Here is a 26204-nt window from a genome sequence, read left to right as displayed (position 1 = left end):
ATAACGCTATAGTTATCAATCAAAACAGTACATCACTCAAATTAATCATTTCAAACGCAATCCTAATTTCTGCGCTCTAGGCGATGAAAATCATTGAGATAGGGAGTGATGGCAAGCCGACACAGCTAGCCTAGAAGCGCCTTCGAATAGCAATCACAGCCAAAACAGGTACAATCCGTGCTCGATTTTTATTTCGCGCGGACTCACTCTCATGCACTCGCCTGAACAATGCTTTACTCGATTTACTGCGGATATTTCTGGCTACGACTTGCCAGCGCAGTTTACGTTTCCGTTCTACTACACGCCTCACCCATTGTGTGTGTTGGCTGCCGAGCAATTGCAGCAGCACCTAATGACACAAACTGATTTCGAACACGATTTCGGTCTTGAGGATGAGCAAAACGGACGCGGTAAAATGTTCGGTGTTTTGCTAGTACGTAACCCGCAAGGTGAGCTTGGCTACTTCAGCGCTTTCTCTGGCAAGATTGCCGATCAAAACTTGCTTCCAGGTTTTGTTCCACCAGTATTCGACATGCTGACAGAAGAAGGCTTCTTCCGAGGTGAGACAGATGCCATCAATGCTGCGAACGCGGAATACAAAGCCTTTGCTGCCAACCCAGAACTGGCACAACTAAAAGCAGAAATCAAAGCAGACCGTGAAGCGTATCAGCAAGAAGAGAATGCCCATCGCCAAGTGATGATTACCGGTCGTGCAGAACGCAAACAACAGCGCAAACAAGGCGAACAAACACTGAATCCAGAAGAATTGAAAACACTACTGGATGATTTGGGTAAGCAGAGTGTGGCTGAGAAGAATGTGCTCAAGTACCTCAAACAAGCTTGGGACGAAAAGCTCGCAATCAAAGAAGCGCGCTTAACCGAATTAGAGCAAAAACTGGCGGAACTTAAAGAGCAACGCAAAGACTTGTCTAATGCTCTGCAGCACAAACTGCATAAGCAATACCGCTTCTTGGACAACCACAGCGCCGAGCGCGACTTGGTGGACATTTTTGCTCCGACCACCAATCCAGTGCCACCAGCAGGTGCAGGTGAGTGTGCGGCGCCGAAACTGCTTCAGTTCGCATACAAACATGGTTATCAGCCACTTGCATTGGCGGAGTTTTGGTGGGGCGTATCGCCGAAGTCGGAAGTGCGCCAGCACAAGAAGTTCTACCCATCTTGCAACAGTAAATGCCAACCGATTTTGGGCCACATGCTGCAGGGCTTGGATGTGGAACCAAACCCATTAGCAGAGAACTGGGCAGAAGATAAAGAGCTGGAAATTTTGTTCCAAGACGAAGCCATGGTGATCGTCAACAAACCATCGGGTATGCTTTCCGTTCCGGGGAAAACCATCGAGGATTCGGCGTACACACGCCTGCAAGCCATGTTCCCAGATGTCGAAGGGCCGTTCGTGATTCACCGCTTAGATATGGCGACGTCGGGAATTCTCGTATTTGCCTTAACCAAACGCGCCAATAAGAGCCTGCAAAAGCAGTTCATCACTCGCGGCGTACAGAAGCGCTACATGGCATTGCTAGAAGGTGTATTAACCGAGCCTGAAGGTGAGATCTCGCTACCGATGCGTGGCGATCCAGATGACCGTCCACGTCAGCTAGTGTGCTTTGAGCACGGTAAACCTGCAGAAACTTACTGGCAGCTGATTGAAGTGAAAGACGAACGCAGCAAGGTGTATATGTACCCGAAAACAGGGCGAACCCATCAGTTACGTGTACACAGCGCCCACCACATGGGATTGAACATGGCAATGGTTGGTGACGGCTTGTATGGCGAAAAAGCCAACCGCCTGCATTTGCACGCTGAGATGTTGGAGTTAGACCATCCGTACAGCAAAGAGCGCATGTGTTTCCAAGCAGAGTGTGAGTTTTAAAGCGACTTATCCATGCAGAATAGATAGCAAAAAGGCACTGAATTTCAGTGCCTTTTTTACGTTTTAGAGCGAGAAAGGATAAGGTTAACTTACCTTAAACTTGGTCCACACTTGTGAGCGCCAGCGTCTTGCCATGATGATGCCGCGTACCCATTCATCCAAAGCAATCGCCATCCACGCACCAATCACGCCGTGGCCCAAGTGAATACCCAAGATGTAAGAGAACACTACACCCAAGCCCCACATGCTGAGAATACCCATCTGTACTGGGAACTTGATATCACCAGCGCCTTTCAGTGCCGAGATGAAGATCAAGTTAAACACGCGGCCAGCTTCTAACACGATGGAACCCATCACCAATGCGCCCGCCAATGCCAAAATTTCTGGCTGATCGGTAAACACGCTCAAAATCTCTTCGTGGAACAGGTAAATCAAACACGTTGCCGCCGTTGACGCAGCAAAGCCGACCAAGAAGTAGATCTGCACGCGTTTCAGAATACTGCTTACCCAACCTTTACCAATGTAGTAACCCGTTTGGATTTGAGCCGCTTGACCAATCGCTAGCGCAAACGCGAAAGAGAAACGCGCGATGTTTTGCGCATAGGTAAATGCCGCTAGCGAAGAGGTACCCATTTGCACCACAAAGTAGACGATACAGATCTGCGCCATGTTGTAAGACAGCACTTCACCCGCGTTCATGCCACCGATCTTTAGGATCTTCTTGAACACGTCTTTCGGCACTTGTTTGAGCTTAGACATTGGCAGTTCGATGCTGCTGCGTTTCAAAATCACGCCCAACAATAACGTGCCGATTACTTGGCTCACGACTGTCGCCACTGCAACACCTTCAACGCCATACACAGGCAAACCAAACGGCTGATACAGCGCAATGTAGTTACCAATGATGTTGAACACACCAGAAATTAGGTTCACCACCATTGGCGAGCGTGAATAACCGTGGCTGCGCAGAATTGTGGTGAAGACGATACCAATCGTCACGTTGAACGTCATCGCACCGCTGATCAGCAAGTATTCACGCGCGTACTGCTCAACTTGAGCCTCTAGCCCGTAATACGGCAAAAAGAACACCGCGCCAATCACGGCCAGCACACTCAAGAAAGCACCTACAATCACAGACAAAGCGATACTGGCAACACCGACATCAACGGAGTCTTTTTCACGCCCAGCGCCATTGTATTGCGCGGTCAAGATACCCGTGCCGCTGCTGACAAAGGTAGAAACGATGATCAGGAAAAACGTTAATTGTGTGATTACCCCAACCGCAGACACAGCTTTGTCTGAGTAACCACTCAACATGAATACGTCACTGGTTCCTAAAGCCGTCCGTAGCAAAATTTCGACAAGTATCGGCCAAGCCAATGCCACAATGGACATACGTTGGTTGATATTCTGGCTTTTAGGCATGTGTTTTGGACCTTTCCTACAACTAAAACTGCCCCACAGATAACTGTGAGGCAGTTCAAAAAATTAGATTTCTTAGAATTTGGCTATTTTGATAATTGTGCACTTAATCACCAAAATGCAGGCGCGAATTCTAGACGGAGTTTGGTCACAAATACAACAAGATTTCGTCGAGTTTTGGAAAATATTTTCTAATGGGTTTGGCGACTTATCTCAACTTGATTGACGGAACTTAGACACCGTTGATTGGCGGACAATCAGATCGATCGGCGGTAGACGCACTTCATGCCTTTCACCACTCAATAAATTGAGAATGGACTCGGCACAAATGGCTCCAACTTCTTCAATCGGCTGGCGCAGTGTGGTAAGCGCGGGCGTAAAATATTGTGAGGTAGGTAAGTCATCAAAGCCGATCACAGACACATCCTCTGGCACACGAACGCCGTGGTCATGCAGAGCCTTGATCGCCCCGTAAGCCGTTTGGTCATTGGCAGCAAACAACGCAGAGAAATGCACTTTAGACTCGAGCAATTCCACCGTTTTTTGATAGCCAGACTCACTGCTGAAATCACCTTGTTTGACTAATTTTGGCATGACTTTAATGCCTGCCTCTTGTAGAGCGTTCTTGTAACCAACAAAGCGAGCAACCGCATCTGGTTGATTCAAAAGCCCTTTGATATGAGCGATATTCACGTGGCCTTGTTGCATCAAATGCAGTGTCGCCATGTATCCGCCCAATACATTATCTATATTTATGGATTTAACCTTATCTCCAATGACATTGTATCCAACCGCGACAACAGGAATTCGCTGGGCATATTCCAAAATCTGCTCTTCCGTCAAACTGCCCGTCACGATGATCACCCCATCCACATTACTTTTCGCTAAGTACTCCAAAGCGTGTGATTCAAGTGTGCGCTGCCAGTGCCCGGTAGCTATCACCAATGAGTAGCCCTGCGCATTAAGCACCTTCTCCATATCGTTCAAGATTCGACTGGTGTGTGGACTCTCTGGATGTTGAATAAGCACGCCAATGGTCATCGAACGCGTATTAGTGCCCTGACCCATTTGATAATTTGGTTTATACCCCAGTGACTTGATCGCTTTTTCTATGTTTTGGCTTTTATCATCAGAGACAAAGGTCGTGCGATTGAGGAAACGTGATACGGTGCTCGGTGACACACCCGCCAACTTGGCCACATCATAGATGGATGCCGCTCTTTTCTTCTTTTTCATTGTAGGAATTTTCCCAGCAAGCTAATAACAAAAATATAAGTTGCAGCGGGGGACGCGACAACATTTTGATATGGGAAATGAGAGCTAGATAAGTCGCCAGTACGCAAGCGCGCACTGGCTTTCATATCGGGGATTTAGAATGTCGCGAGCGAGTTTTCACTCAGTGCATCAAATAGGTGAATCGCATCCAAATCCAAGTACAGAGTCAGCGTATCCACATCCACTTCTGCCGCTTGTGTTTCAACCATAAGCGGCTGACCTGCGATTTCTGTTTTCAGTAGGATACTCGCGCCCAATAGCTCCTTGTCTTTGATTTTGACTGGGAACGGCAACACGCGGTCGTGGTCGACTTGTTCGGCACGCAAATGAATGTCGGTAGGACGAACACCAAAGTGCAGCGCTAAATTCTTCGATGCGTGTGCTTTGAAACGCTCAGGCAGAGGAATACGAACATTACCCAGTTCGACTTCCCAATTGCCCTCTTCACCAATCAGCTTTGCATCCAACATGTTCATCGATGGGTTACCAATGAACTGCGCCACAAACTTGTTGGCCGGACGTTGGAACACTTCTGTCGGTGTGCCGACTTGAGCCACGTAACCGTCTTTAAGAATCACGATGCGGTCTGCCAATGTCATCGCTTCAATCTGATCATGAGTTACGTAAATCGTGGTGGTTTTCAGCTCGCGATGCAGCTGCTTGATCTCTTCACGCATCACGCCACGCAGTTTGGCATCCAGATTCGATAGCGGCTCATCAAACAAGAACACCTTAGGCGTACGAACCATGGCGCGTCCCATGGCAACACGTTGGCGTTGACCACCAGACAGCTCTTTTGGTTTGCGATCCAACAGTGCATCTAGCTCAAGCATCTTCGCCGCTTTACGTACTTCAACATCGATTTGGTCTTTTGGCATGCCTTTTAACTTAAGAGCAAAAGCGATGTTCTCGTATACCGTCATATGTGGGTAAAGCGCGTAGCTTTGGAATACCATGGCAAGGTCGCGGTCTTTGGCATCGATTTTGTTCATCAGCTTATCGCCAACGTAAATCTCACCGCCAGTGATGCTTTCTAAGCCCGCTAGCATGCGCAGGGTAGTCGACTTACCGCAGCCCGATGGACCAAGGAAAACCACAAACTCACCATCTTGCACTGTGAAGTCGAAGTGTTTCACTACCTCGACATCATCGTAGGATTTCTTGATGTTTTTGAATTCGACTTTTGCCATTACTGGTTCTCCTCTGCTCGATCCAGCAGCATATTACGGTAAGCAATTGCGCTCGCTTTTAAGGTGCGCTTTTGCGTTTGGTAATCCACGTGAACAATGCCAAAGCGCTGCTTATAACCGTAAGCCCACTCGAAGTTATCCATTAGGCTCCAAGCGAAGTAACCATCCACATTCACACCCGCTTTAATCGCAGCATCCAACGCTACTAGATGCTGCTGGAAGTAACGCACGCGCTGCTCATCATTCACTTCGCCATCAATGCAATGGTCATCGCCTGCTGCGCCGTTTTCAGTGATGTAAAGTGGTGGCAGGTTCGGGTAACGGTCATTTAAACGCAGGAGCAAATCTGTCAGTGCTTGAGGGTGAATCTCCCAACCAATGAATGTGTGCTCTTGTTCTGGTTGAGGTACCGTTTCAATATCGCCATGTTCGTTGTAGCGCACGACACAACGGGTGTAGAAGTTAATGCCGATAAAGTTCAAATCGGTCTGGATGATGTCGAGATCGCCTTCCAGAATCATTGGCATGTTGTGCGATTGACGCTCCAAGACAAGCTGCGGATATTCCCCTTTTAATACCGGGTCCATAAACCAGTGGTAACCTTCCGCATCGCTGTACTCTGCCGCACCGATGTCTGCATCGCTATACGGGTAAGCGGGTGTCGCGTTGAACACACAACCGTGCATCGCATTTGGTGCGTTCTTGCGCATGTGTGGAATCGCCAGACCATGTGCCAGCATCAAGTGGTGCGCAGACAAGAAGCCTTCACGCTCGCCTTTAAGGCCAGGAGCATGTTCACCCCAACGGTAGCCTAGATAAGCAGAGCAGAACGGTTCGTTCAATGTCGCGTATGAATCAATCTTATCACCGAAGTAAGCACTAACTACCTTCGCGTATTCCTCAAACTTGTAAGCCGTTTCTCGGTTTAGCCAACCGCCTTTGTCTTCTAGGTATTGCGGTAGATCCCAGTGGTAAAGCGTAACGAAAACCTTCAAACCGCGAGCGTGACATTCATCGATGATTTGCTCGTAAAACTTCAAACCTTCTTCATTCACTTTGCCATCTTCAGGAATGATGCGCGGCCACGCCATTGATAGACGGTAAGCGCCCACACCTAAGCCTTGAATCATCTCGATGTCTTGCTTCCACAAATGGAAGTGATCACATGCCACGTCGCCATTATCTGCGTTATCAACTGCGCCTGGCTTATTGCAAAACGTGTCCCAAATCGAAGGCGTACGACCACCTAGCTGAGCACCGCCCTCAATCTGATAAGAAGAGGTTGCGACACCAAATAAGAACTCTGGGCTACGTAATTTTGAATCTTGTGGTAGTTGGAATTTATTCATTGTTATAAAACCTTTTGTTTCGCTTAGCCCTTGACGGCACCAGAGGTCAAGCCGCTGATCATCTGTTTTGAGGCAAATAAGTAAGTAATCACTAACGGTAAAATGGAGATGGTGGTTCCGAGCATCACCGCTCCCCACGGCGTATTCGGAATGCCCTGCACGCTTCGCAGTGCCTGCGTAATCACGTAGTTTTCTGGCGTTGTCAGTACCACAAGTGGCTGCATAAACATGTTCCAGAAGAAGACAAACTGCACGATAGCTAGGGTTGCGAGCGCCGGTTTCATCAGTGGCAATACCACGCTCCAGTAAGTTCTAAATTCACCCGCGCCATCGAGCTTCGCTGCTTCTAACAGCTCTTTCGGAATCGATGCCACTACGTGCTGACGCATCAAGAAGATGCCAAATGGTGTGGTCGTGAACGGTAACCAAACGGCAAGGTGGTTATCGAGCAAGCCGAGGAATTTCACGATCATGAAGTACGGGATCAAGCTCAGTACAGGTGGAATCATCATCGAGCCAACCAGCATGCCAAACAGCAAGTTTTTGCCCTTGAACTTGTACACCGCAAACGCGTAACCGCCCATGCTACAAAACAGCAGTGAAATCGTGGTGCCTAGGAAAGCAATGTAAATTGAGTTAAACATCGCCTGCCAAAACGGCATGATTTCCAGTAGCTTTGCGTAGTTCACCGCGAGGCTGTCACCAATCGCAAAGCTGATGCCTGTGCCGAAGATTTCAGTACGGTCACGCGTCGATAGCAACGCCGACCAAATGAACGGGAATACGGTCATGATGGCAGACACCACCAACACAGTGCCGAGCATCACCATCAATATCTTGGTAAAGATCTCGATGCTGCGGTCGCTTGGACGCCAACGCTGCGCCGCAGATAAGGTAGTAGTGTTCATCTTATTGCTCCCCTAGACCTTTCTTACCGAAGAAGAAGAATTGAATTGCTGTACAGCCTGCAATCAAGGTAAACAGCAGCCATGAAATCGCTGACGCTGTGCCCATCTCTAACCATTCCCAACCCACTTTGTAGAGGTACATAGAGATGGTTAAACCAGACTGACCTGTACCACCCGTACCGCGCGTTAGGACGAAAGGTTCTTCGAACAGCTGCAAGTTACCGATGATGGTCATGGTGACCGCAAAGAAGATGAATGGACGAATCATTGGCAGCGAAATGCTCCAGAAACGACGCCATGCGTTTGCACCGTCCATGCGTGCCGCTTCTAAGATGTCTTTAGGAATCGTCATCAAGCCCGTGGTGTAAAGCACGATGTTGAAACCGGTGTATTTCCAAAACACCATGATGGCGATAGAAGGCTTCACCATGGTGGCATCATCTAACCAACGGATTGGTTGGAAATCGTTAACCCAAGAAAATGCCCAACCAAAAAGCGTGCTGTCTGCCAGAGCCATTAAGCTTTGGTTGATGATCCCTGAGTTTGGTGAGTACATGTTGAAGAAGATAAGCGACGCTGCCACCGTAGATGTGATGAACGGTAGGAAGTAAGCCGACGTTAACCAGTGGCGGAAACGGTCACCCAAAGACACCAAAATGTACGCCACAGGTAGAGCAACCAAGTGCTGCGCGACGCCCGATGTAATCGCTAGCCAAAGCGTGTTCTTCAGTGAGCGCCACAGCCACGGGTCAGTCAGAGCGATGTGGTAGTTCTCTAGCCCGACGTAATCCATCGCACCCAAGCCTTCGACTGGGTTCCACTCATGGAAAGAAAGAAAAATAGAAAACAGTAACGGGAAGATCCCGAAAACAGAAAAAATAATCAAAAACGGCAGTAGGAATCCATACGGTGTAAGCGCTTTCAAACTTAGACGAGAAAAAATGCTCTCACGCTCTGATGTTTCCATAACCTTGCTCGCTGCATGATTCATAGTAACGACCTCTAATCAGGAGGGCACGTCGCCCTCCTTGCTTACCAAATGGCGAATTGCTTACAAATTACGGGTGCGGCGCTTAATCATGCGTTCCGCTTCTTTCAATGCCGTTTCAATGTCTTTGCCTTCATCCAACACTTCCATCAGTGCGTTTTCTAGGATGATAGAGCGAGCAACGTGGTCGCCTTTTGCTGGTGCCACTGGCTTGATGTTTTGTGCCACTTCAGCAAACAGTAGGCGCGCTTGCTGACCACCTAGGAATTCGATTTTCTCTTCGAACATTGGGTCGTCGTAAGTCGTGGTGTTTGCAGGGAATGCTGCGATGGTTTCGAAGTGTTTAAGCTGAATATCACGCTTCGTTGTCATGTATTCGATCAGCTTCCAAGCCTCGTCTTGATGCTTAGATTGGGTTGGTATCGATAGGAATGAACCGCCCCAGCTACCGTAAATACCATCAGGAAGGTTAGATACGCCCCAGCTGCCTGCAGTTTCAGGCGCAATCCAGTTGTTTAGGTGACCAAGTAGCCAAGCACCAGAAAGCTGAGTGGCGAATGTGCCGTTACGGAAGCCTTCGTACCATTCGTTTGACCACGCAAGGATGCGACCATCCAAACCTTTGTCACGGATTTCTTTCGCCACTTCAAACGCGTGAACAAAGCGCTCAGAGGTCACGACTGGATTGTCGTCTTTGTCGAAGTAAAGACCTTCACCTTCAGGTACTGTGGTGAAGATGATCGCTTGTGCCACATCCGCAGCCGACGCGATCAATTGAACGTTTTGTTGTTTCAATTTTTCACCTGCTGCAATGTAAGAATCCCAATCTTTGATCGCTTCGTTGATATCAATGCCCGCTTTTTCGAAAATGTCTGTGCGGTAGTACATGACACCCGGACCTAGGTCGACTGGCATACCATACACATCACCGTCAGCACCTTTACCTTGTGCCCATGCATAAGGCGCAAAGCTTTCTGCGTATTTGTCTGCGCCGTATTTTTCAGACAGATTGACTAAGCCGCCCGAAGCAACGAATGGACCAATTTTTTCTACATCAACAACAATCACATCCCCTGCGCCAGAGCCCGTCGCCAAGTTAGTAGTCAGCTTCGTATGGTGGTCACCGTGGTTATTCATCAGGTAATCCACTTTAATGCCGGTTTCTTTCTCGAAATCCGGTAGCAGAACTTTCAAGCTGCTATCGAAATCAGGGAAACCATCGAAGCGAATTTTGGTTTCGTCAGCCGCGTTTACCGTTGCAGCAACACCCAAGGCAGCGGTCATCGCAAGCGTCAAAGTTTTCAGTTTCATGTTGTTGTCCTTAATTATCGTTTTATAGGGTATGCAGTTCCTTGACTGAACTTCTCGGCACCAAATTCGGCGACAGTTTGAAGTTCACATCTCGTTTGTTTTTATTGAGAATTTGAATCACGAGCTGGACAGCCTCAGCACTCATTTGCTCAATAGGGAAGTTAACTGTGGTTAGGGCTGGCGTGAGGTAACGCGCAAACAAAATGTCATCGAACCCCACAAGGGAGATTTGCTCTGGAACGTCAACACCATGAGCTTTCAGCACTTCGTAAGCACCGAAAGCCATGTGATCGTTACAGGCAAATACGGCAGTAAAATGACAATCGCGCTTCAACAGCTTGCGCATTGCGCTTTCCCCAGACTCTTCGGTAAAGCCGGCCTCGGACACCAACGCTTCGTCATACTCGATTCCCGCTTCTTCAAGAGCCTTGCGGTAACCTTGTAGACGCCCCCGTGCGTCAGATTTGTCCAGAGGACCGGTGATACACGCTATGTTGCGATGCCCCATTCGCAACAAGTATTCGGTCGCCAACTGGCCACCAAATTCGTTATCGATCTCAATACAGCTTTGCGCCATTTCAGGGATGAAGCGGTTAACTAACACCACTGGAATGCCCTTCTCTTTTAGATCGATGAGATAATCATCAGTCAGGTTTTGTGCGTGCAAAATCATGGCATCGACACGACGTCCAAGCAGGAACTCCACAGATTCACGCTGGCTTTGCTCCGAGTTAGAACCTGCCGTCACCACAACGTGATAACCAAAACGACGCAAACGTTCTTCCATGCTGTGCAAAATGCCAGAGTAAAAAGGACCACCAAGCTCTGGCACGATGATGCCAATGCTGCCGGTGCGGCTAGACGCTAATGCCTGAGCGATCGAGTTCGGACGATAGCCAAGTTCTTGAATCGCTTTCTCAACTTTCAGCTTCTTATCGTGACTCACTCGGCTGGTGCCGTTGATCACGCGAGAAACCGTCGCCTGAGAAACCCCTGCGTATTCAGATACATCTTTAATCGTCGCCACAAGAAACCTCTTCTACCTGAGCCTCAAGATTCAATTCTGCTTCGAGATAACTTGCTCGAAACCGCTTTCATGGCAGCTAGTATTTCTGATCCACCTAGGGGTTATCGTGAGAGAAATCACACCGAAATCCCTTTAAATACGGGCAATATCAGAAAGAATGAAGCGGTTGGCAGTTTCGTTTCATGCCATGAAACTGTTTCATGAGGTGGTTATTTCACGCTCAAATAAAACCAAGCAAAGGCATTGATTTCACAACTCTTTAATATCGATTCATGAACCAAAAACGGCGAGCGAGAAACAAAAAAAAGAGCCGCAAATGCGACTCAAAATAGGGTTAAGAATGGACAGTTTGGCGCTCAACTGGCTGCAATGAGCGCCATGACTAAATAGAGAGAGTTAAGAGTGTAGTTTGAGATGGCTTACCACCAAGCTTCCCACATCGCACCTAAGCTAACCGTATCTTGCTTAGGATCGTTGTTGGTCGCTTTGTTATCCACTTCACCCACTGTTGCGTAGAAGCGCAGCATCGGACGAGCACCCGCGCCCCAATCAAACGCGATGTTTTGAGATAACGTCACTTTCCAACCTGTGTTGTCGTCATCAGCACGTGCGTAGTCAACCATTTGGTAACCCGCTTCTAGCCACGTTGAGTGCACATCATTCCAGAAGTACATCGGACGTACGATCGCACTGTAGTTGGTACGCTCGTCTTCCAAAGCATTTGAGCCGTCAATTGAGTAATCGTGGTACGCCAATAGGTATTCAACCGCAGCACTTTCACCGATGTCTGCGTTACCTTCGAAACTCGCGTAGATGGTTGTTAAGTCTTCTGTTTTCCAGAATACGCCGTTGTCGGCATTGTCAGAGTAACGCAACACTAAGCGGTTTGAACCACTGTCATGTGCACGAGAAATCACCGCACCCAATTGGTATGCGTCAATGTGTTCAGAACTTTCAATGGCTTCAGAATCAAAACCATAGTTCGCGTAAAGTTCTAAATCAGCAAAGCCCATATCAATGCCGTGCAACTTAGAAGTGAATGCATACGCGCCGCTGTCACCCGTACCTGCACCACCCGTACATGAGATAGAAGGGTTCGCTCCCGGAGTGATTTCAGGACTACAACTGTCAACCGATCCCACCACACCGAAATCAAGCTTAGCCGAGCCAAGTTCAAGGTTGTTGACACCACCGCCTTGGCCATCATGCATCATCCAGAAGTAGTCATTGATGCCTTGTTGTGGACGTTGGTGGAAATCACGACCCGCCCAGATGTAAGCATTAGGTTGGCTTTCAAGCACATTGGTTACGCCTGCGTACGCTTTTTTCACGTTCACTTCGTCGCCCCAATGGTCGAACATCACCACCACATCCCAGATCGCGCCGCTGTCGCTCTTGAATGCCTTACCAAACTGGAATTCGCCGCCGTTGCCTTCGTTACCCAAACGACCAATTGCCGATGATCCGTTGAACGAACCATCCACCATTACGTACTTCTCGTCGCCAGCTTGGTAATGTGCGCCATAACGCGCATAACCGGAGAAAACAACGCCAAGTGGAATCTCGATTTCTGGAGTGAGAACAGCAGGTTGCTGGTTGTCCACATAAGTTGGGTCAATACGATTTTCCAACTCCTGAATTCGTTTTTCCAAAGCTTCTACATCAGAATCGGCAGCAAAAGTTGAGAGAGAAGCAAGCGAAGTGGCCACTGCAAGAGCGAGAGGTAAAACCTTTAAGTTTTTCATGTGATTTCCCTAAGTTTTTTGTAGGTGTAATTATTTCAATAGGGATCTTAAGGAATGAAACGTTTGAAAAGCCGCTACCGCTTCACATGGCAATCGCATTCAAAATGACATGAAACAACGCATGAAACTCAACATGATTTTTCTTTCTTAGAATCATGTACTTATAAAAAACCACTTTGTCGTTCACATTTTGAAATCGCTTTCATTTCACCGAATTGTTTAAGTGCTATCACGTAAATCTGTTCAAAATAAGCGCAATTTATGCCTGATCGTATGAAACATTTCATAATCCTGAAAATTTTCACACACCGTAAATTTCTTACAAATTCAATAACTCACACCAATAGTAAACATGACTCATATCACATTTAAACGCTTTGCTATTCCATGTAGCACTAAATTACCACCTAGAATAGGCACTAAGTAATTCTTAAGTAGGGAAACATAATGTCGAAATTGGCCGGAGCACGCCTAGAGGAAATGGCGGATATCCGATCGACAAGAAAGAAGAAGATCGTATTTCTCTGTTCTAGCATTGCCACCGCATTCTTAGCGTACGGGTCTATCGTGCACTATCTGCAAGGGAATTGGGGACTCAGCTTGTTAATCGGGCTGTGCTCTATTGCGTGTCTCACCATCGGTTATCTGATCAAGGTTCGAGGTCATCACCAATACGCCGACTTGTTGCTCACCGGCGTGTTGATGTTCGATGGTCTTCTGTTGCTGCTTTATAACGACGCGCCATCGGGTCGTTTGTTGTGGCTTTACCCCATTGTTGCCGCCATCATTCTGATTAACGAATTCAAAGTCGGCTTGCTGTTCAGTGTCACCTACACTCTCATCATCTTTTTCGGTTTAACCTTTTTAGAGAGTGTGCCAACTGCTAGCGAGATGACCGAACGCCGCTTTATGTTCACCCTTGTGGCGATTTGCTTTGTTTGTCATACCTTCTCTTACTACTACTCAAAAGTAGTGAACTACATTCAGACCCTTTATCGCGAAGGGATTGAAGAACTCGCCTATCTCGACCAATTAACGGGCCTTGCCAACCGTTGGAGCTTTGAAACTTGGGCACGCGCAAAACTGGAAGAATTAGATCAAACTCAAAGCAATACTGTCACTGCTCTGGTTTTCCTCGATATCGATAACTTCAAGCACATTAACGACAACTACGGACACGATGTCGGCGACCGCGTGTTAAAACACTTTGCGACACGCCTGAAAAACAACATTCGTAATAAAGACAGAAAGACGGATAAGCACGACTATTCGATTGCGCGCTTTGCTGGGGATGAGTTTGTGTTGATGCTTTACGATGTGCGCAGCAAAAAAGATTTAGACCGAATCATGGATCGCATCGTCAACTTGTTCCAAAAAGGCTACCACTCGGAAGACAACATCAACGAGTTGACCATGAGTATTGGGGTCGCGATTTACCATCAAGATGCCAATGACCTGTCTGAGCTAACACGTTGCGCAGATAAAGCCATGTACGCAGCCAAACACACAGGCAAAAACCAGTACGCATATTATGAGCACTGCTCACACGCAGAAGAGTTGCGCCATCAAAGGCATTCGTTGGTTGGAGCAATGGGCAGTGAAAACGTCACGTCTCTTCAACGTGACGCAAGCTTGTAAGAAATGTCGATTGGCACGTATTTGCGAACTGGCTTGTACTTGCCAATAGAGGAAAGGCAACGACCACTTACATTAAGCGAACATGTACATCGCCCACAAACCGCCAAGTAGAAAGGTGAGCAACCATATGACTTGGCGCGTTTTACTCGGTTTGTCTTCTTTTGGTGGAATAACAGGCTTGAGCGCTCGCTCTTTTAATTTACCGACCAAGCTGTTTTCGATCGCACGCTTATAGAAAGCACGGCGTTTTTGAGCTGCATTGGCCACTTTCGTAAAGCGGTGTCTCTGTTCTTTTGTAAATTCTGTCGCCTCATAGCGAGGAGGGAGATCAGAATGTTTAGGTTGTACTGCCATCACTTCCTCCTTGTTGATGGGTGCACCTATCTTAAGTATATACAAAGTTATCAGTTTGTTGCTAAAAACCTTTGCATCTGAACAAGATGCATGAAAAAAGCCACCCGAAGGTGGCTTTCATTTCAATTCTGTTTGTCGCTTATAGGTACTCACACAAGTACGCCGTTGCGTCTTTTACTTGCAGCTCAAATGATGAGTTGCCTTCTACCTCAAAGAACTCACCGCTGTTGTAAGTTACCCAATCAACGTCGCCGGCTTTCTTTACAATCAATGCACCTTTGACAACGCTCATGCGCTCTGGCGCTTGAGTGCCAAACGTATACTCACCTGGCAACATCACACCAACACTTACGTCCTGTCCTTGTTGGTTAAAACCCAGTGACTTTACGCCACCAGCAAAATAACTGTTTTCCTTAATACTCATTATTGGTTTCCTTATCAAAAATCAGCTCTTTTTTACCCTGTTTCGGTTTACGACTCAAGTCTCTACATTGACCTTTCGTTAAAGGCTAAATTCTCAATAACTGTGTTTCGGAATGTAAAAGTGGACATCAGATCATAATTTCACCGTCTCAAAGGCAAGATTGTTTGTTTTTGCGGCTTAAGCTTCTCACCATAATAAAAAAGGAAAGTAAGCAGGGATCATGACCACAACACCGCGCCGTAAACGCAATCAGAAGCCAGAACCGCAACCCTCATTTTGGGCTCGTCATCAGTTCAAAATCATCAAAGGGGGCTTTGCTCTGTTCGGCTGCGCATTGGCTGGTGTGATTAGCTATCAGCTTTATGCTTCTTATTTGGATTACATTGATCCGGATAAAGTCTATGGGGAGTGGATTGAGATTGGTGCGCCACCATATCAAACCGAGCAGCTTTCTTTTACACCCGACGGAGTTTTTCGTAACCATCGCCTCATCGCAACGCAATTCGAGTTTGACGGCAAAGTGGTCACCCTCAACACAGGATTGGGAATGACAGAGTACCAGCTGTCCGGCTCCCACCTCTCTCCACAAATTCGCCGCATCGAACCACGCTTGCCCGATCAACGTTTCATTCTCAAAGGCTATGAACACACTGTTCAAGGTTCAGAAACAGGAGCAGCGTCGAAACGTCGTGCCGCTCTGAGTGAACATTTCAGCCGCAAATAGCTTTTGGTCTATCAATTAGCCTTCGTCTACAAATCGCTTTTCCCAACAAAACATCTTCTGTATACGAAACAAGCACTTTTGCTCGTAACCTGCTCTATTGCATAATAAAAATTTAATTTCACTCGCAAAATAACGCATGCAAACTGAGTAAGCGATTAATTAAACACATGCAAAATATTTATAAAATCTTGGCTCGATATTGAATTTTCACTGCAAAAGTATGTTTCTTGTAGTGAGATTTAGGTAACACGGTCGAAACTTGATTTATTTTTTTTTGAAAAAAAATAAGCCTCTGAAATGCTCAAAGGGATGCTTTTGCACAGTGTGTGAATTGGTTGTCTTTTCTGTCGCAGGAGCAGCTTATGTTCGTCAATGAACATGAATTCAAGGATTGAGAGAGAAGTTATGATTCGATTTAACCTATGTGCAGCTGGGGTTGCCCTAGCATTATCTGGCGCTGCAAACGCGGCTCCTACCGCACCAAGTATCGATATGTACGGTTCCAACAACCTGCAATTTTCTAAAATTGAGTTGGCAATGGAAACCACATCTGGCTACAACGACATGGTTAAGTACCATGAACTAGCCAAGATCAACGTGAAATTCAACCAGTGGAGCGGCACATCTGGCGACACTTACAACATCTATTTTGATGGTGTTCAGGTTGCAACTGGCCCTATCACTGGTAGCCAAACCACAGCGTCGTTTGAGTACGGCCAAGGTGGTTTGTACCAAATGGAAATCGAAGCGTGTGATGCAACAGGCTGTGCTAAAAGTGCACCTGTAGAGATTACTATCGCAGATACCGATGGTTCTCACTTACCACCTCTAACCATGAATGTTGACCCGAACAACAAAACCTACAACACAGACCCAAGTGTCGTGATGGGTACGTACTTTGTTGAATGGGGCATCTACGGCCGTGATTACACTGTCGACAACATGCCAGTCGACAACCTAACGCACATCCTTTACGGCTTCATTCCAATTTGTGGTCCAAACGAATCTGTAAAATCGGTTGGCGGTAACAGCTTCAACGCACTGCAAACAGCGTGTCGCGGCGTGAACGACTACGAAGTGGTTATCCATGACCCATGGGCTGCGTACCAAAAGAGCTTCGCGCAAGCAGGCCATGAGTACAGCACGCCGATCAAGGGTAACTACGCAATGCTAATGGCGTTGAAACAACGTAACCCAGATCTAAAAATCATCCCATCTATCGGTGGTTGGACACTGTCTGACCCATTCTTCGATTTCGTTGATAAAGCCAACCGTGACACGTTTGTCGCGTCAGTTAAGAAATTCCTGAAAACGTGGAAGTTCTACGACGGTGTGGACATCGACTGGGAATTCCCAGGTGGCGGCGGCGCTGCAGCAGATAAAGGCGACCCAGTAAACGATGGCCCAGCATACATCGCATTGATGCGTGAGCTGCGTGCAATGCTCGATGAGCTAGAAGCAGAAACTGGCCGTACTTACGAGCTAACTTCAGCAATCGGTGTGGGTTACGACAAAATTGAAGACGTTGATTACGCAGACGCAGTTCAGTACATGGACTACATCTTCGCGATGACATACGACTTCTACGGCGGTTGGAACAACGTTCCTGGTCACCAAACCGCACTTTACTGTGGCTCATTTATGCGTCCTGGTCAGTGTGACGGCAGCGGTGTTGATGAAAACGGCGAACCGTACAAAGGCCCAGCTTACACGGCTGACAACGGCATCCAACTACTACTAGCGCAAGGCGTTCCTGCGAACAAACTTGTTCTAGGTACAGCAATGTACGGCCGTGGTTGGGAAGGCGTAACTCCGGATACGCTAACCGATCCAAATGACCCAATGACAGGTACTGCTACAGGCAAACTGAAAGGAAGCACAGCTCAAGGTGTTTGGGAAGATGGCGTGATTGACTACAAAGGCATTAAGTCATTCATGCTAGGTGCGAACAATACGGGTATCAACGGCTTTGAATATGGCTACGATGCGCAAGCAGAAGCACCTTGGGTGTGGAACCGTTCGACTGGTGAGCTGATCACATTTGATGACCACCGCTCTGTATTGGCAAAAGGTAGCTACGCGAAGTCTCTGGGTCTAGCAGGTCTATTCTCTTGGGAAATTGACGCAGATAACGGCGACATCCTGAATGCAATGCACGAAGGTATGGCAGGCAGTGTCGTTCCTCAACCAAACCGTAAACCAACGGCAGCAGCAGGTGCAGACCAAGCAGTAACAGGTCCTGCAAGTGTTGTACTTGATGGCAGCAATTCAACAGACTCTGATGGCACAATCGCAAGCTACGCTTGGGAACAAGTATCTGGTACTGCAGTGGCTCTATCTGGCGCGAACGAAGCGACAGCAAACTTCGATGTAGCAGAAGTGACCGTTGAAGAGCAGCTAACGTTCAAGCTAACTGTCACTGATAACGAAGGTGCAACCGCTTCTGATCTTGTTGTAGTAACGGTTAAGCCAGCGGGCGTGATTGATCCACCAAACACTGTGCCAGTTGCACAGGTTTCTGCACCAGCAACAGCAAACGCAGGTGATGTGGTTGTGATTGACGCTTCAGCTTCTAGCGATGCAGACAACGACACGCTAACGTTCGATTGGACGCTACCTCAAGGTCTAAACGCAACGGTTAACGGTGCAAAAGTCACATTCACAGCAGCAGAGTACCCACAAGACACTAGCCTAAGCTTCACTGTAAGCGTAAGCGACGGTCAAGCGGCATCTACAGCGACAGCAACCGTTGTGGTTGCGAAGCACACTACTGGCGGCGGTACATGTACTAACGCTTGGGATGCTGGCACAGTTTACAACGGCGGTGACCAAGTGACACATGCTGGTAAGACTTGGGAAGCGAAATGGTGGACTCAAGGCCAAGATCCTAGCCAATCTGGCGAATGGGGTGTTTGGAAAGAAGTTGGTCCAGCTAACTGTAACTAAGCACTGCTAAAAGCGTTGTGATTCAACATCACTCGCTTTCAATAGAGTTATAAAAGAAAAGGACAGCTTCGGCTGTCCTTTGTTGTTCTATCAGAATCTAGGGAATGCTTTTCAATAATCAGCTTGCTTCTATTAAACGAGCGAAGCTCTGGAATACCTCATCACACTTCATCACGCGTCCATGGCCTTGCCCTTGGGTCGTCACCAACTCCACTCGCTCAATCTCACTTGCCGCCTGTGCGGATACGCTGTGTTTAGTGAACTTGTCTTGCTCATCGTGAACAATGATGGTTTTCGCTTCACGTTCCGCTAAACGTCTCTCTGGGTCAATCGACTGCAATGGGTAGTTAAACTGATCTTCCACTTCCGAAACCACGGCTTTGAACAGCTTCATTGAATAACCCGAACGAGCAATGCTGCCAAACAGGTTTTCAACGTAATTCAATACTGGCGCAATCAATAACAAAGGCTTGTTTTCTAATTTGCTGTGGCGACACTCTAGCGCCGACGCCGTTCCCATACTGTGTCCAACCAAACCGGCCACGTCTTCCACCGAATCCAACACATCCTCTAGGCCACGAACAAACGCAGGGATGTGCCCATACTGACCATCACTCTCACCATGCGCAGGATGGTCATATGCGAGTGCGGTGTAACCCGATGCGGCAATGTGTTCCATCAGTGGGTAAAACTGGCTTGCTGTCCCCGACCAACCGTGAGTCAACACCCATACCGGACCACGACCAAGCTGATAGGTTTTAATTGCCCCAGCATGGCCTTGGATTTCACTTTTGATAAGCCCTTGTGGCTCGGCATTTTTTGGCTGCGTACGCGCAGGAGTAAGCAGCAATTTTCGCGCAGTCTTTTTTGCGTGTGACGGTGCTAGCGTGTGGTGCAAACGCGTGCTGATGTTGATTAAACTGCGCTTTACACTGAATTTCTGCGAAGTATTGAAGTAAATTTTCTCACTCATGATCGTTTCCTTAGCTATCAGCTTTGCACAAAATAGAACGGTCGTGCTTTTTAAGCTGATAAGAAAGAGCGCTCTCCGTCGCCCTTTGTTATGAATCTCTTACTATGCCCGTTACCGCGGGGCTAGCGCTTCCATCGAATAAACAAGTTATCGATGCCTTGCCAGAACAGTCTCTGGCTCTCTTCTTCCCCTTTGATCGAGTAAAATACGTGTGCACTTAAGTACTGCCCGTATAGATCAAAGGTCGCTTGTCGCGTATCTAAGTCCGCTACAAACTCTTGGTTTTCTTTGCCTTTCTTGATCTGAATTTCTAGGTAATTCAACCAAGTATCAATCGATTTGCGCAATGCTGCTTGCAACGCACAACCTTCTTCTGCGGTGTCGTTCCAAGCATCGAGGAACATGCAACTGCCTTGAAAAGAATGGTTCCACGTCATCCAAGCATCCAACAACCCACGAACTTTACGCTCAATGTTGCTATCACCCAACTCACGCGCGGGCGCAATTACGCGCTCAGCAAACACTTGGTTGGCAAACTCCAATACCGACAGCTGTAAGTTCAGCTTGGAATTGAAGTGAGCAAATAGGCCGCTTTTCGACATACCACACTGCTTTGCAAGCTCACCAATAGTGAGGCTCTCCAACCCGTTTTCACTCGCGAGTTGGAATGCACGCTGCAGTATCAGCTCTTTGGTTACTTTTCCTTTTTTCATAAGTACAGTTTTAGCACGGTCGTACTTTTTTGCAAATCACCAATTTACTGGTCAAACCATCCTATAGCCATCTGCACACTCTCGATCGCAATACATTGAGTAATCTTATGAATATGAATTTTCGAAATTTGAAATGGGTCTGAATTTCGAAAACTGGTCGCCGTCAATTGCACATGAGTTGATTTTTTACCGCGAGAACTGAGCCGTTACCTGCTAATTTCGCAGCGATTTTTTCACTTTTTTAGGTAAGCACTTATGGCAACCACAAAGAAAATTGCCAGTTTAGAATTTGCCCGCATCATCGCGATGTTTGCGATCGTAGGGCTTCACTGTCAGATGGCTCTCACCTATTGGCAATGGGACGGAGTGCCTTGGGTCGGGTATATGCTCAACCAATTGGCTCGCTTTGCCGTGCCGCTGTTTTTCCTCATCTCCGGCTATCTAATCCAACCAAAGCTCAGCACGAATCCCGTGGAGACACTCAAAAACTACACCAAGCCTTTGCTTAAAATATGGTTAGTTTGGAGCGCGATTTGTCTCTTGGTACCTTTTCGTTGGCCAGTGGTTGCAGAAGCGGGTTATCTCGCCGAACGACAAGGTTATTGGGGCTACCTAATGTCCAACCCAATTAACTCACTGTTGGAAGGTGGTTTGGTGCACTTGTGGTTTATCCCAGCCCTGATCATTGCTGTGGCCATCATTGCGTTTCTGGTTCGAGTTGGTATGGCTCAGTTGCTGCTACCAACGGCCGTATTGCTGTACATCTACGGAGTGTTCGCAGGCAGCTACATCACGCTTACAGAGCTACCAGCTCCCTTCTTCACTCGTAATGGTCCGTTCTTCAGTACCTTGTTAGTCGTACTTGGTTACTTAGCGCGACAACATCAGTGGCAATGGTCTCGCAATAACACCATTCGCTTGATTTTGATTGGTATGGCGCTGCACTTTGCCGAAGCCTATTACTTGATGAACTACGAGATCGCCTTTAATTCGCACGACTTCTTGTTCGGCACTGTGATCTGGTCTTTAGGCGTCTTCATGTGGCTTCTTGCCCATCCAAACTTCGGCAATATGCCGTGGGTGTTTAAGTGGTCTCCGAGTATTTTAGGTATCTACGTCAGCCACCTATTGGTGATCATCATGATGATGAACGTCGCAGGCATGTTGGGGTTAGAAAACTTGGCGAAAGACGCTTTCATTTACCCAGCAACCATTGTGGTTACCCTGCTGCTTGTGAAGGGCATTGAAGCCACTCCACTGAAAAAACTATTGCTGCGCTAAATCCATTCAGCACTATGTATGGCTTGCTCTAACACTTTGGGGTTACAGCAAGCCTCTCAAAAATGAGAGCTCACTCTCACTCATCAAAATTATCATTCCTAATACCACGTAATTTGCTTTCTCTCACAAAAAACATTGTTCATTTCCATTAGATTCATTCGACATCAACAAAATGCTCATTAAACGGAGGCGGTATGTGGGCAGGTCAAGGACTCGTTCCTTTTTTAGAAATTAGCCATTGGCTAACTTATGGTTTATACGCTGCAGTAATCCTATTTGGCGCAGCGAGCATTGCGTCACTCAGAAAGTAGTGGCGCAAGCTACATCAATTCAAAACTCCTACCGTTAATTCGAGCTTACTCACACTTAACCTATTAATATGTGGCTAAAATTTCTCCAGTCAGACAAGGAGAAATGTCTATGCCAATCTATCCAATTGTCGCGTTTTGCTGTTTGATATTTTCTAGCTCCGCACTTGCAGCTGCGACCAGTGAACTTAATCTCATCAATTCCACCGTCGGTTACGCCGCGCTGATCTTCTTCACCATTGCCTACATTCTGGTGATGTTGGAAGAATACCTGCACATGCGAAAATCCAAGCCTGTGCTGCTCGCCGCGGGATTAATCTGGATTTTGATTGGTTACACGTTTACCCAACACAACCAAGCTGACGTCGCGAAAGCCGCACTGGAACACAACCTTCTGGAATACGCCGAACTTTTATTGTTCCTACTGGTGGCGATGACTTACATCAATGCGATGGAAGAGCGCAGATTGTTTGATGCTTTGCAGGCGTGGATGGTCGGTAAAGGCTTTGACTTCAAGAAGCTATTTTGGCTCACAGGTGGCTTAGCCTTCGTAATTTCACCCATCGCCGACAACTTAACCACGGCGTTGTTGATGTGTGCAGTGGTGATGAAAGTCTCGGGCGACAACCCAAGGTTTGTAAACCTAGCTTGTATCAACATCGTCATAGCGGCCAACGCGGGCGGTGCATTCAGTCCGTTTGGCGATATTACGACTCTGATGGTTTGGCAGGCAGGACACATCAGTTTTGCTGAGTTTATGCCGCTATTTGTGCCTTCACTGATCAACTATATTATTCCGGCGTTCATCATGTCGTTGTTTGTGCCAAACACCAAGCCAGATATGGTTCATGAGCACATCGAACTTAAGCGTGGCGCAAGACGCATCGTGGGTTTGTTTATCCTAACCATTGCTACTGCGGTGTCTTTCCACGCCTTGCTGCACTTCCCACCTGTAATTGGCATGATGATGGGTCTCGCTTATCTGCAATTTTTCGGCTATTTCTTGCGCAGAACCCTTCGACACTCCCTCGCCAAAAAAGCCGCGCGCGCGATTGCCAATGGCGACGATTACGCATTAAAACGCTTAGGTTCTGTCGTGCCATTTGATGTTTTCCACCGTGTGTCCCGCGCCGAGTGGGACACCTTACTGTTCTTCTACGGCGTGGTTATGTGTGTTGGCGGCTTGAGTTTGCTTGGCTATCTCGAACTGGTTTCCAACGTGATGTACACCGAGTGGAACCCAATTTGGGCGAACGTCATGGTCGGGATACTTTCTGCCATCGTCGATAACATTCCAGTGATGTTTGCAGTGCTCACCATGGATCCAAGCATGTCGATGGGTAACTGGTTATTGGTGACACTAACTGCCGGTGTGGGTGGTAGCTTACTATCGATTGGTTCTGCCGCGGGAGTGGCTCTCATGGGGGCTGCGAGGGGACAATACACCTTCTTTGGACACCTCAAATGGGCACCGGTGATTGCGCTGGGTTACGCAGCGAGTATTGCCGCGCACCTATGGATGAATGGCAGCTTGTTTACTTAAACTGCCTCAATCCATGCTACGTATTTTTATCGGTCTGATGGGTGGTTGACGCCATCCATCACCTCTATCTCTCCCAATTCATACGGATTTACGCCTTCTAAGCAGCCAACGTTATAACCATATTCACTCGGGTTAGAGCGACGTTGATGGTGGGTATAGATGCCACATTCACTACAGAAGAAATGCTTAGCCGTGTTGGTATTAAACTGGTACAGCTTGAGTACATCCTCACCTTGGATGATGCGAATCCCATTCAAAGGCACCGATGCCACAATCGCGCCACGACGTCGGCACATAGAACAATCACAACGTCTAGGCTTCTCGATTCCATTTGGTAATGACAGTTCAATTTGCACTTTTCCGCAGTGACAAGAAAGCTTATGCAAAGGCTGAATTATCGTACTACCTACTTGTTTAATCATGACATTTCCTCGCTCCTTCCGTGTTTGCCTAGCTTAATGTGTAAAGTCTGTTAAACAGTTAACATCCGCGCAATCTAGGTCAAAAACTCGACATCAATCACTTTTCACGACATTTTATTCAGCGATTTATCACTATTTGGTTGGCGTTTTGCTAACCGCGTCCGTTTTGGTTGCGCGCTCGCAGTTAAAACGGTTTTAAAACCAAGGAAAATACTTTTATGGATAAAGATCATAGTCTTAGAGAGAACCTCTTGGCTCTGACGCTCGGTAGTGCGTTGGTGTCACTTGGGGTTATCTTCTTCAACAAAGTGGGATTGCTCACTGGCGGAACAGCGGGTTTAGCAATCTTCCTCACTAAGATCAGCGACTTCAGTTTTGGTCAGGTGTTCTTCGTACTTAACCTGCCTTTCTACATTTTGTCTGTGATGCGCATGGGTTGGCGTTTTACCATCAACACTTTTATTGCGGTTTCGATCGTGTCCTTTGCGGTAGACCACCTGCACCATGTGATTGAAATTTCTCGCATTGAACCCGTTTATGCCGCACTGCTCGGTGGTGGTTTGATTGGTATGGGAATGCTGGTGATTTTCCGCCACAAAATGAGTTTAGGTGGCTTTAACATCTTGGCGCTTTACCTTCAGGAACGCTTTGGCATTCGTGCAGGTAAAGTACAAATGGCGCTCGACTGCACCATCGTTGTGATGTCGCTATTTATCGTCGATGTTTACTTGATTGCCCTTTCTGTACTGGGCGCTGTGGCGACCAACTTAATCTTGACCATGAACCACAAACCTGGGCGTTATCAGCCCAAACCACAAGCTGCGTAATAGCACAGAGTCACGATGAAAAAACAAAGCCCCGAGCCATTAACTCGGGGCTTTTTGTTTATTCTAATTCGCTCATGGAAACATTACACCAATGGCGAACTCTCACAGTATTTCTGGTCATCTGCCGTCAGTTTTTGCTTGTTCGCTTGGCTTAAGTGATAGTGCACCAGCATCAGCAAATCATGCGCGTAGAAAAGCTCGAAAGCGTCCTCACCATTTTGTCGACAGATAGCCTCACAGCGTTCAGCGTGCACTTTGGCTTTGAGCGGGTCACCAGCTTTAAGTAAACTCATCGCTAAGCGATATTCTGCGCGCTCTTCTTGCATCCAACCACCAGCAACTTTCCAGTATTCAAGCGCCAGTGTCGCGGCCTCTAGCATGTGTTTTACTTGCACTTCAGAGCGTGTTTCAAGCTCTTCATATTGGCAGGCAAGGTTGTTACCCGTAATGGCAATTGAGCGCGCTAAAGGCTCGGCAGCTTGGTCTGAATCTATATCGTTGGCTGCTTTTGCCAACCACGTGCTGGCTTGCTCTAGCTCATTCATTGCTGACAGCTCATTAGCAATTTGAGCAAACACGCGGCGCTGATCGACATCCTCCAAATCAGCGATATGGTTTGTGTTTAGGTCAACGAAGTACTGAGCGACAGCTTCGGCTCTCTGACGTGCCAAACACTGATTCGCAACGATATTTTCGAGCTTATCTAAACTGGTGAGAAACAGCTTCGGGTCGTGCAGATGACCGATGGAAGTGTGCAGCATTAAGGGTAAGATGCGCTCAGCATGGTTAGTGTCTTCCACCTCGCTAAGCGCTTGTTCTAATTGAGTGTATGTTTGTTGTGGCTGCGCTTCATGCTGCTGCCAACTTTGGTTTATGAATGCATCAAAATCCGTTTTGAAAGACATATCCTTATTATCCTTTTTCATTGCTCTGGATTGTTCATTA

22 protein-coding genes are annotated in these 26204 nt (G+C 47.4%); 7 read left to right on the top strand and 15 right to left on the bottom strand.

Annotated features, from left to right (window positions below; all coding sequences use genetic code 11):
* The first annotated feature begins 211 nt into the window (after window positions 1-211).
* Window positions 212-1891, top strand: a complete 1680-nt coding sequence (locus H735_RS12935) for a pseudouridine synthase (protein ID WP_020195089.1) — start codon at window positions 212-214, stop codon at window positions 1889-1891.
* Between the two features lie 84 nt (window positions 1892-1975).
* On the opposite strand, the gene H735_RS12930 is transcribed toward H735_RS12935, so the two are convergent.
* The 9 genes from H735_RS12930 to H735_RS12890 all read right to left on the bottom strand — a co-directional run bounded on the left by H735_RS12930 (window position 1976) and on the right by H735_RS12890 (window position 13106).
* Window positions 1976-3316 (bottom strand): MATE family efflux transporter, encoded by a 1341-nt coding sequence (locus H735_RS12930; RefSeq protein ID WP_020195088.1) that lies wholly within the window; start codon window positions 3314-3316, stop codon window positions 1976-1978.
* A 210-nt stretch (window positions 3317-3526) separates the two neighbouring features.
* A complete protein-coding gene (locus H735_RS12925; protein ID WP_005434788.1) occupies window positions 3527-4549 on the bottom strand; it encodes a LacI family DNA-binding transcriptional regulator in 1023 nt (340 codons plus the stop codon).
* Between the two features lie 134 nt (window positions 4550-4683).
* Window positions 4684-5778 carry an ABC transporter ATP-binding protein gene (locus H735_RS12920; RefSeq protein WP_020195087.1) on the bottom strand — a complete coding sequence of 365 codons (1095 nt, stop codon included), beginning with the start codon at window positions 5776-5778 and terminating at the stop codon, window positions 4684-4686.
* Entirely contained in the window at window positions 5778-7127 is a 1350-nt protein-coding gene (locus tag H735_RS12915; RefSeq protein WP_020195086.1) for a GH1 family beta-glucosidase, read from the bottom strand. The genes H735_RS12920 and H735_RS12915 overlap by 1 nt, the downstream gene beginning before the upstream one ends.
* Window positions 7128-7150: 23 nt before the next feature.
* Window positions 7151-8035, bottom strand: coding sequence for a carbohydrate ABC transporter permease (locus tag H735_RS12910; protein ID WP_020195085.1), 885 nt, complete (start codon window positions 8033-8035; stop codon window positions 7151-7153).
* A 1-nt stretch (window position 8036) separates the two neighbouring features.
* Complete coding sequence (locus tag H735_RS12905; RefSeq protein ID WP_020195084.1) at window positions 8037-9026, bottom strand: carbohydrate ABC transporter permease; 990 nt, start codon at window positions 9024-9026, stop codon at window positions 8037-8039.
* A gap of 60 nt (window positions 9027-9086) precedes the next feature.
* Window positions 9087-10334, bottom strand: a complete 1248-nt coding sequence (locus tag H735_RS12900) for an ABC transporter substrate-binding protein (RefSeq protein WP_020195083.1) — start codon at window positions 10332-10334, stop codon at window positions 9087-9089.
* A gap of 22 nt (window positions 10335-10356) precedes the next feature.
* Window positions 10357-11361 (bottom strand): LacI family DNA-binding transcriptional regulator, encoded by a 1005-nt coding sequence (locus tag H735_RS12895; protein WP_020195082.1) that lies wholly within the window; start codon window positions 11359-11361, stop codon window positions 10357-10359.
* Window positions 11362-11780: 419 nt separating this feature from the next.
* Window positions 11781-13106: a carbohydrate porin gene (locus H735_RS12890; RefSeq protein ID WP_020195081.1), complete on the bottom strand. Its 1326-nt coding sequence runs from the start codon at window positions 13104-13106 to the stop codon at window positions 11781-11783.
* A 447-nt stretch (window positions 13107-13553) separates the two neighbouring features.
* On the opposite strand from H735_RS12890, the gene H735_RS12885 reads away from it, so the two are divergent.
* The gene (locus H735_RS12885; protein WP_020195080.1) at window positions 13554-14744 is read left to right on the top strand and encodes a GGDEF domain-containing protein; all 1191 of its coding nucleotides are present in this window, start codon (window positions 13554-13556) and stop codon (window positions 14742-14744) included.
* Window positions 14745-14816: 72 nt separating this feature from the next.
* On the opposite strand, the gene H735_RS12880 is transcribed toward H735_RS12885, so the two are convergent.
* Together H735_RS12880 and ppnP are read right to left on the bottom strand one after the other, a co-directional pair.
* A complete protein-coding gene (locus tag H735_RS12880; RefSeq protein WP_020195079.1) occupies window positions 14817-15098 on the bottom strand; it encodes a hypothetical protein in 282 nt (93 codons plus the stop codon).
* Between the two features lie 139 nt (window positions 15099-15237).
* Window positions 15238-15522 (bottom strand): pyrimidine/purine nucleoside phosphorylase, encoded by a 285-nt coding sequence (ppnP, locus tag H735_RS12875; RefSeq protein ID WP_005434752.1) that lies wholly within the window; start codon window positions 15520-15522, stop codon window positions 15238-15240.
* Between the two features lie 220 nt (window positions 15523-15742).
* Between ppnP and H735_RS12870 the strand changes: the two genes are divergently transcribed.
* Both H735_RS12870 and H735_RS12865 read left to right on the top strand, forming a co-directional pair.
* A complete protein-coding gene (locus tag H735_RS12870) occupies window positions 15743-16246 on the top strand; it encodes a DUF2850 domain-containing protein (RefSeq protein ID WP_005434722.1) in 504 nt (167 codons plus the stop codon).
* 405 nt (window positions 16247-16651) lie between these two features.
* A complete protein-coding gene (locus H735_RS12865; protein ID WP_020195078.1) occupies window positions 16652-19192 on the top strand; it encodes a glycosyl hydrolase family 18 protein in 2541 nt (846 codons plus the stop codon).
* Between the two features lie 118 nt (window positions 19193-19310).
* On the opposite strand, the gene H735_RS12860 is transcribed toward H735_RS12865, so the two are convergent.
* Both H735_RS12860 and H735_RS12855 read right to left on the bottom strand, forming a co-directional pair.
* A complete protein-coding gene (locus H735_RS12860; RefSeq protein WP_020195077.1) occupies window positions 19311-20165 on the bottom strand; it encodes an alpha/beta fold hydrolase in 855 nt (284 codons plus the stop codon).
* Between the two features lie 122 nt (window positions 20166-20287).
* Window positions 20288-20878, bottom strand: a complete 591-nt coding sequence (locus H735_RS12855; RefSeq protein WP_009706743.1) for a TetR/AcrR family transcriptional regulator — start codon at window positions 20876-20878, stop codon at window positions 20288-20290.
* A gap of 255 nt (window positions 20879-21133) precedes the next feature.
* Here H735_RS12855 and H735_RS12850 point away from each other — a divergent pair, with 255 nt between their 5' ends.
* Complete coding sequence (locus tag H735_RS12850; protein ID WP_020195076.1) at window positions 21134-22159, top strand: acyltransferase; 1026 nt, start codon at window positions 21134-21136, stop codon at window positions 22157-22159.
* A 420-nt stretch (window positions 22160-22579) separates the two neighbouring features.
* Window positions 22580-24010 carry a sodium:proton antiporter NhaD gene (gene nhaD, locus H735_RS12840; protein ID WP_020195075.1) on the top strand — a complete coding sequence of 477 codons (1431 nt, stop codon included), beginning with the start codon at window positions 22580-22582 and terminating at the stop codon, window positions 24008-24010.
* 26 nt (window positions 24011-24036) lie between these two features.
* On the opposite strand, the gene H735_RS12835 is transcribed toward nhaD, so the two are convergent.
* Window positions 24037-24432, bottom strand: coding sequence for a GFA family protein (locus tag H735_RS12835; protein ID WP_020195074.1), 396 nt, complete (start codon window positions 24430-24432; stop codon window positions 24037-24039).
* 218 nt (window positions 24433-24650) lie between these two features.
* Between H735_RS12835 and H735_RS12830 the strand changes: the two genes are divergently transcribed.
* Complete coding sequence (locus H735_RS12830; RefSeq protein ID WP_020195073.1) at window positions 24651-25259, top strand: DUF6198 family protein; 609 nt, start codon at window positions 24651-24653, stop codon at window positions 25257-25259.
* 83 nt (window positions 25260-25342) lie between these two features.
* Here the strand turns inward: H735_RS12830 and H735_RS12825 are convergent, their stop codons facing one another.
* The gene (locus H735_RS12825) at window positions 25343-26164 is read right to left on the bottom strand and encodes a hypothetical protein (protein ID WP_020195072.1); all 822 of its coding nucleotides are present in this window, start codon (window positions 26162-26164) and stop codon (window positions 25343-25345) included.
* Window positions 26165-26204 lie beyond the last annotated feature (40 nt).

The organism is Vibrio owensii CAIM 1854 = LMG 25443 (genome assembly GCF_000817815.1).
Lineage (GTDB): Bacteria > Pseudomonadota > Gammaproteobacteria > Enterobacterales > Vibrionaceae > Vibrio > Vibrio owensii.
The sequence above is the reverse complement of the archived record's forward strand: the minus strand, read 5'-3'. Positions and strand labels throughout refer to the sequence as shown.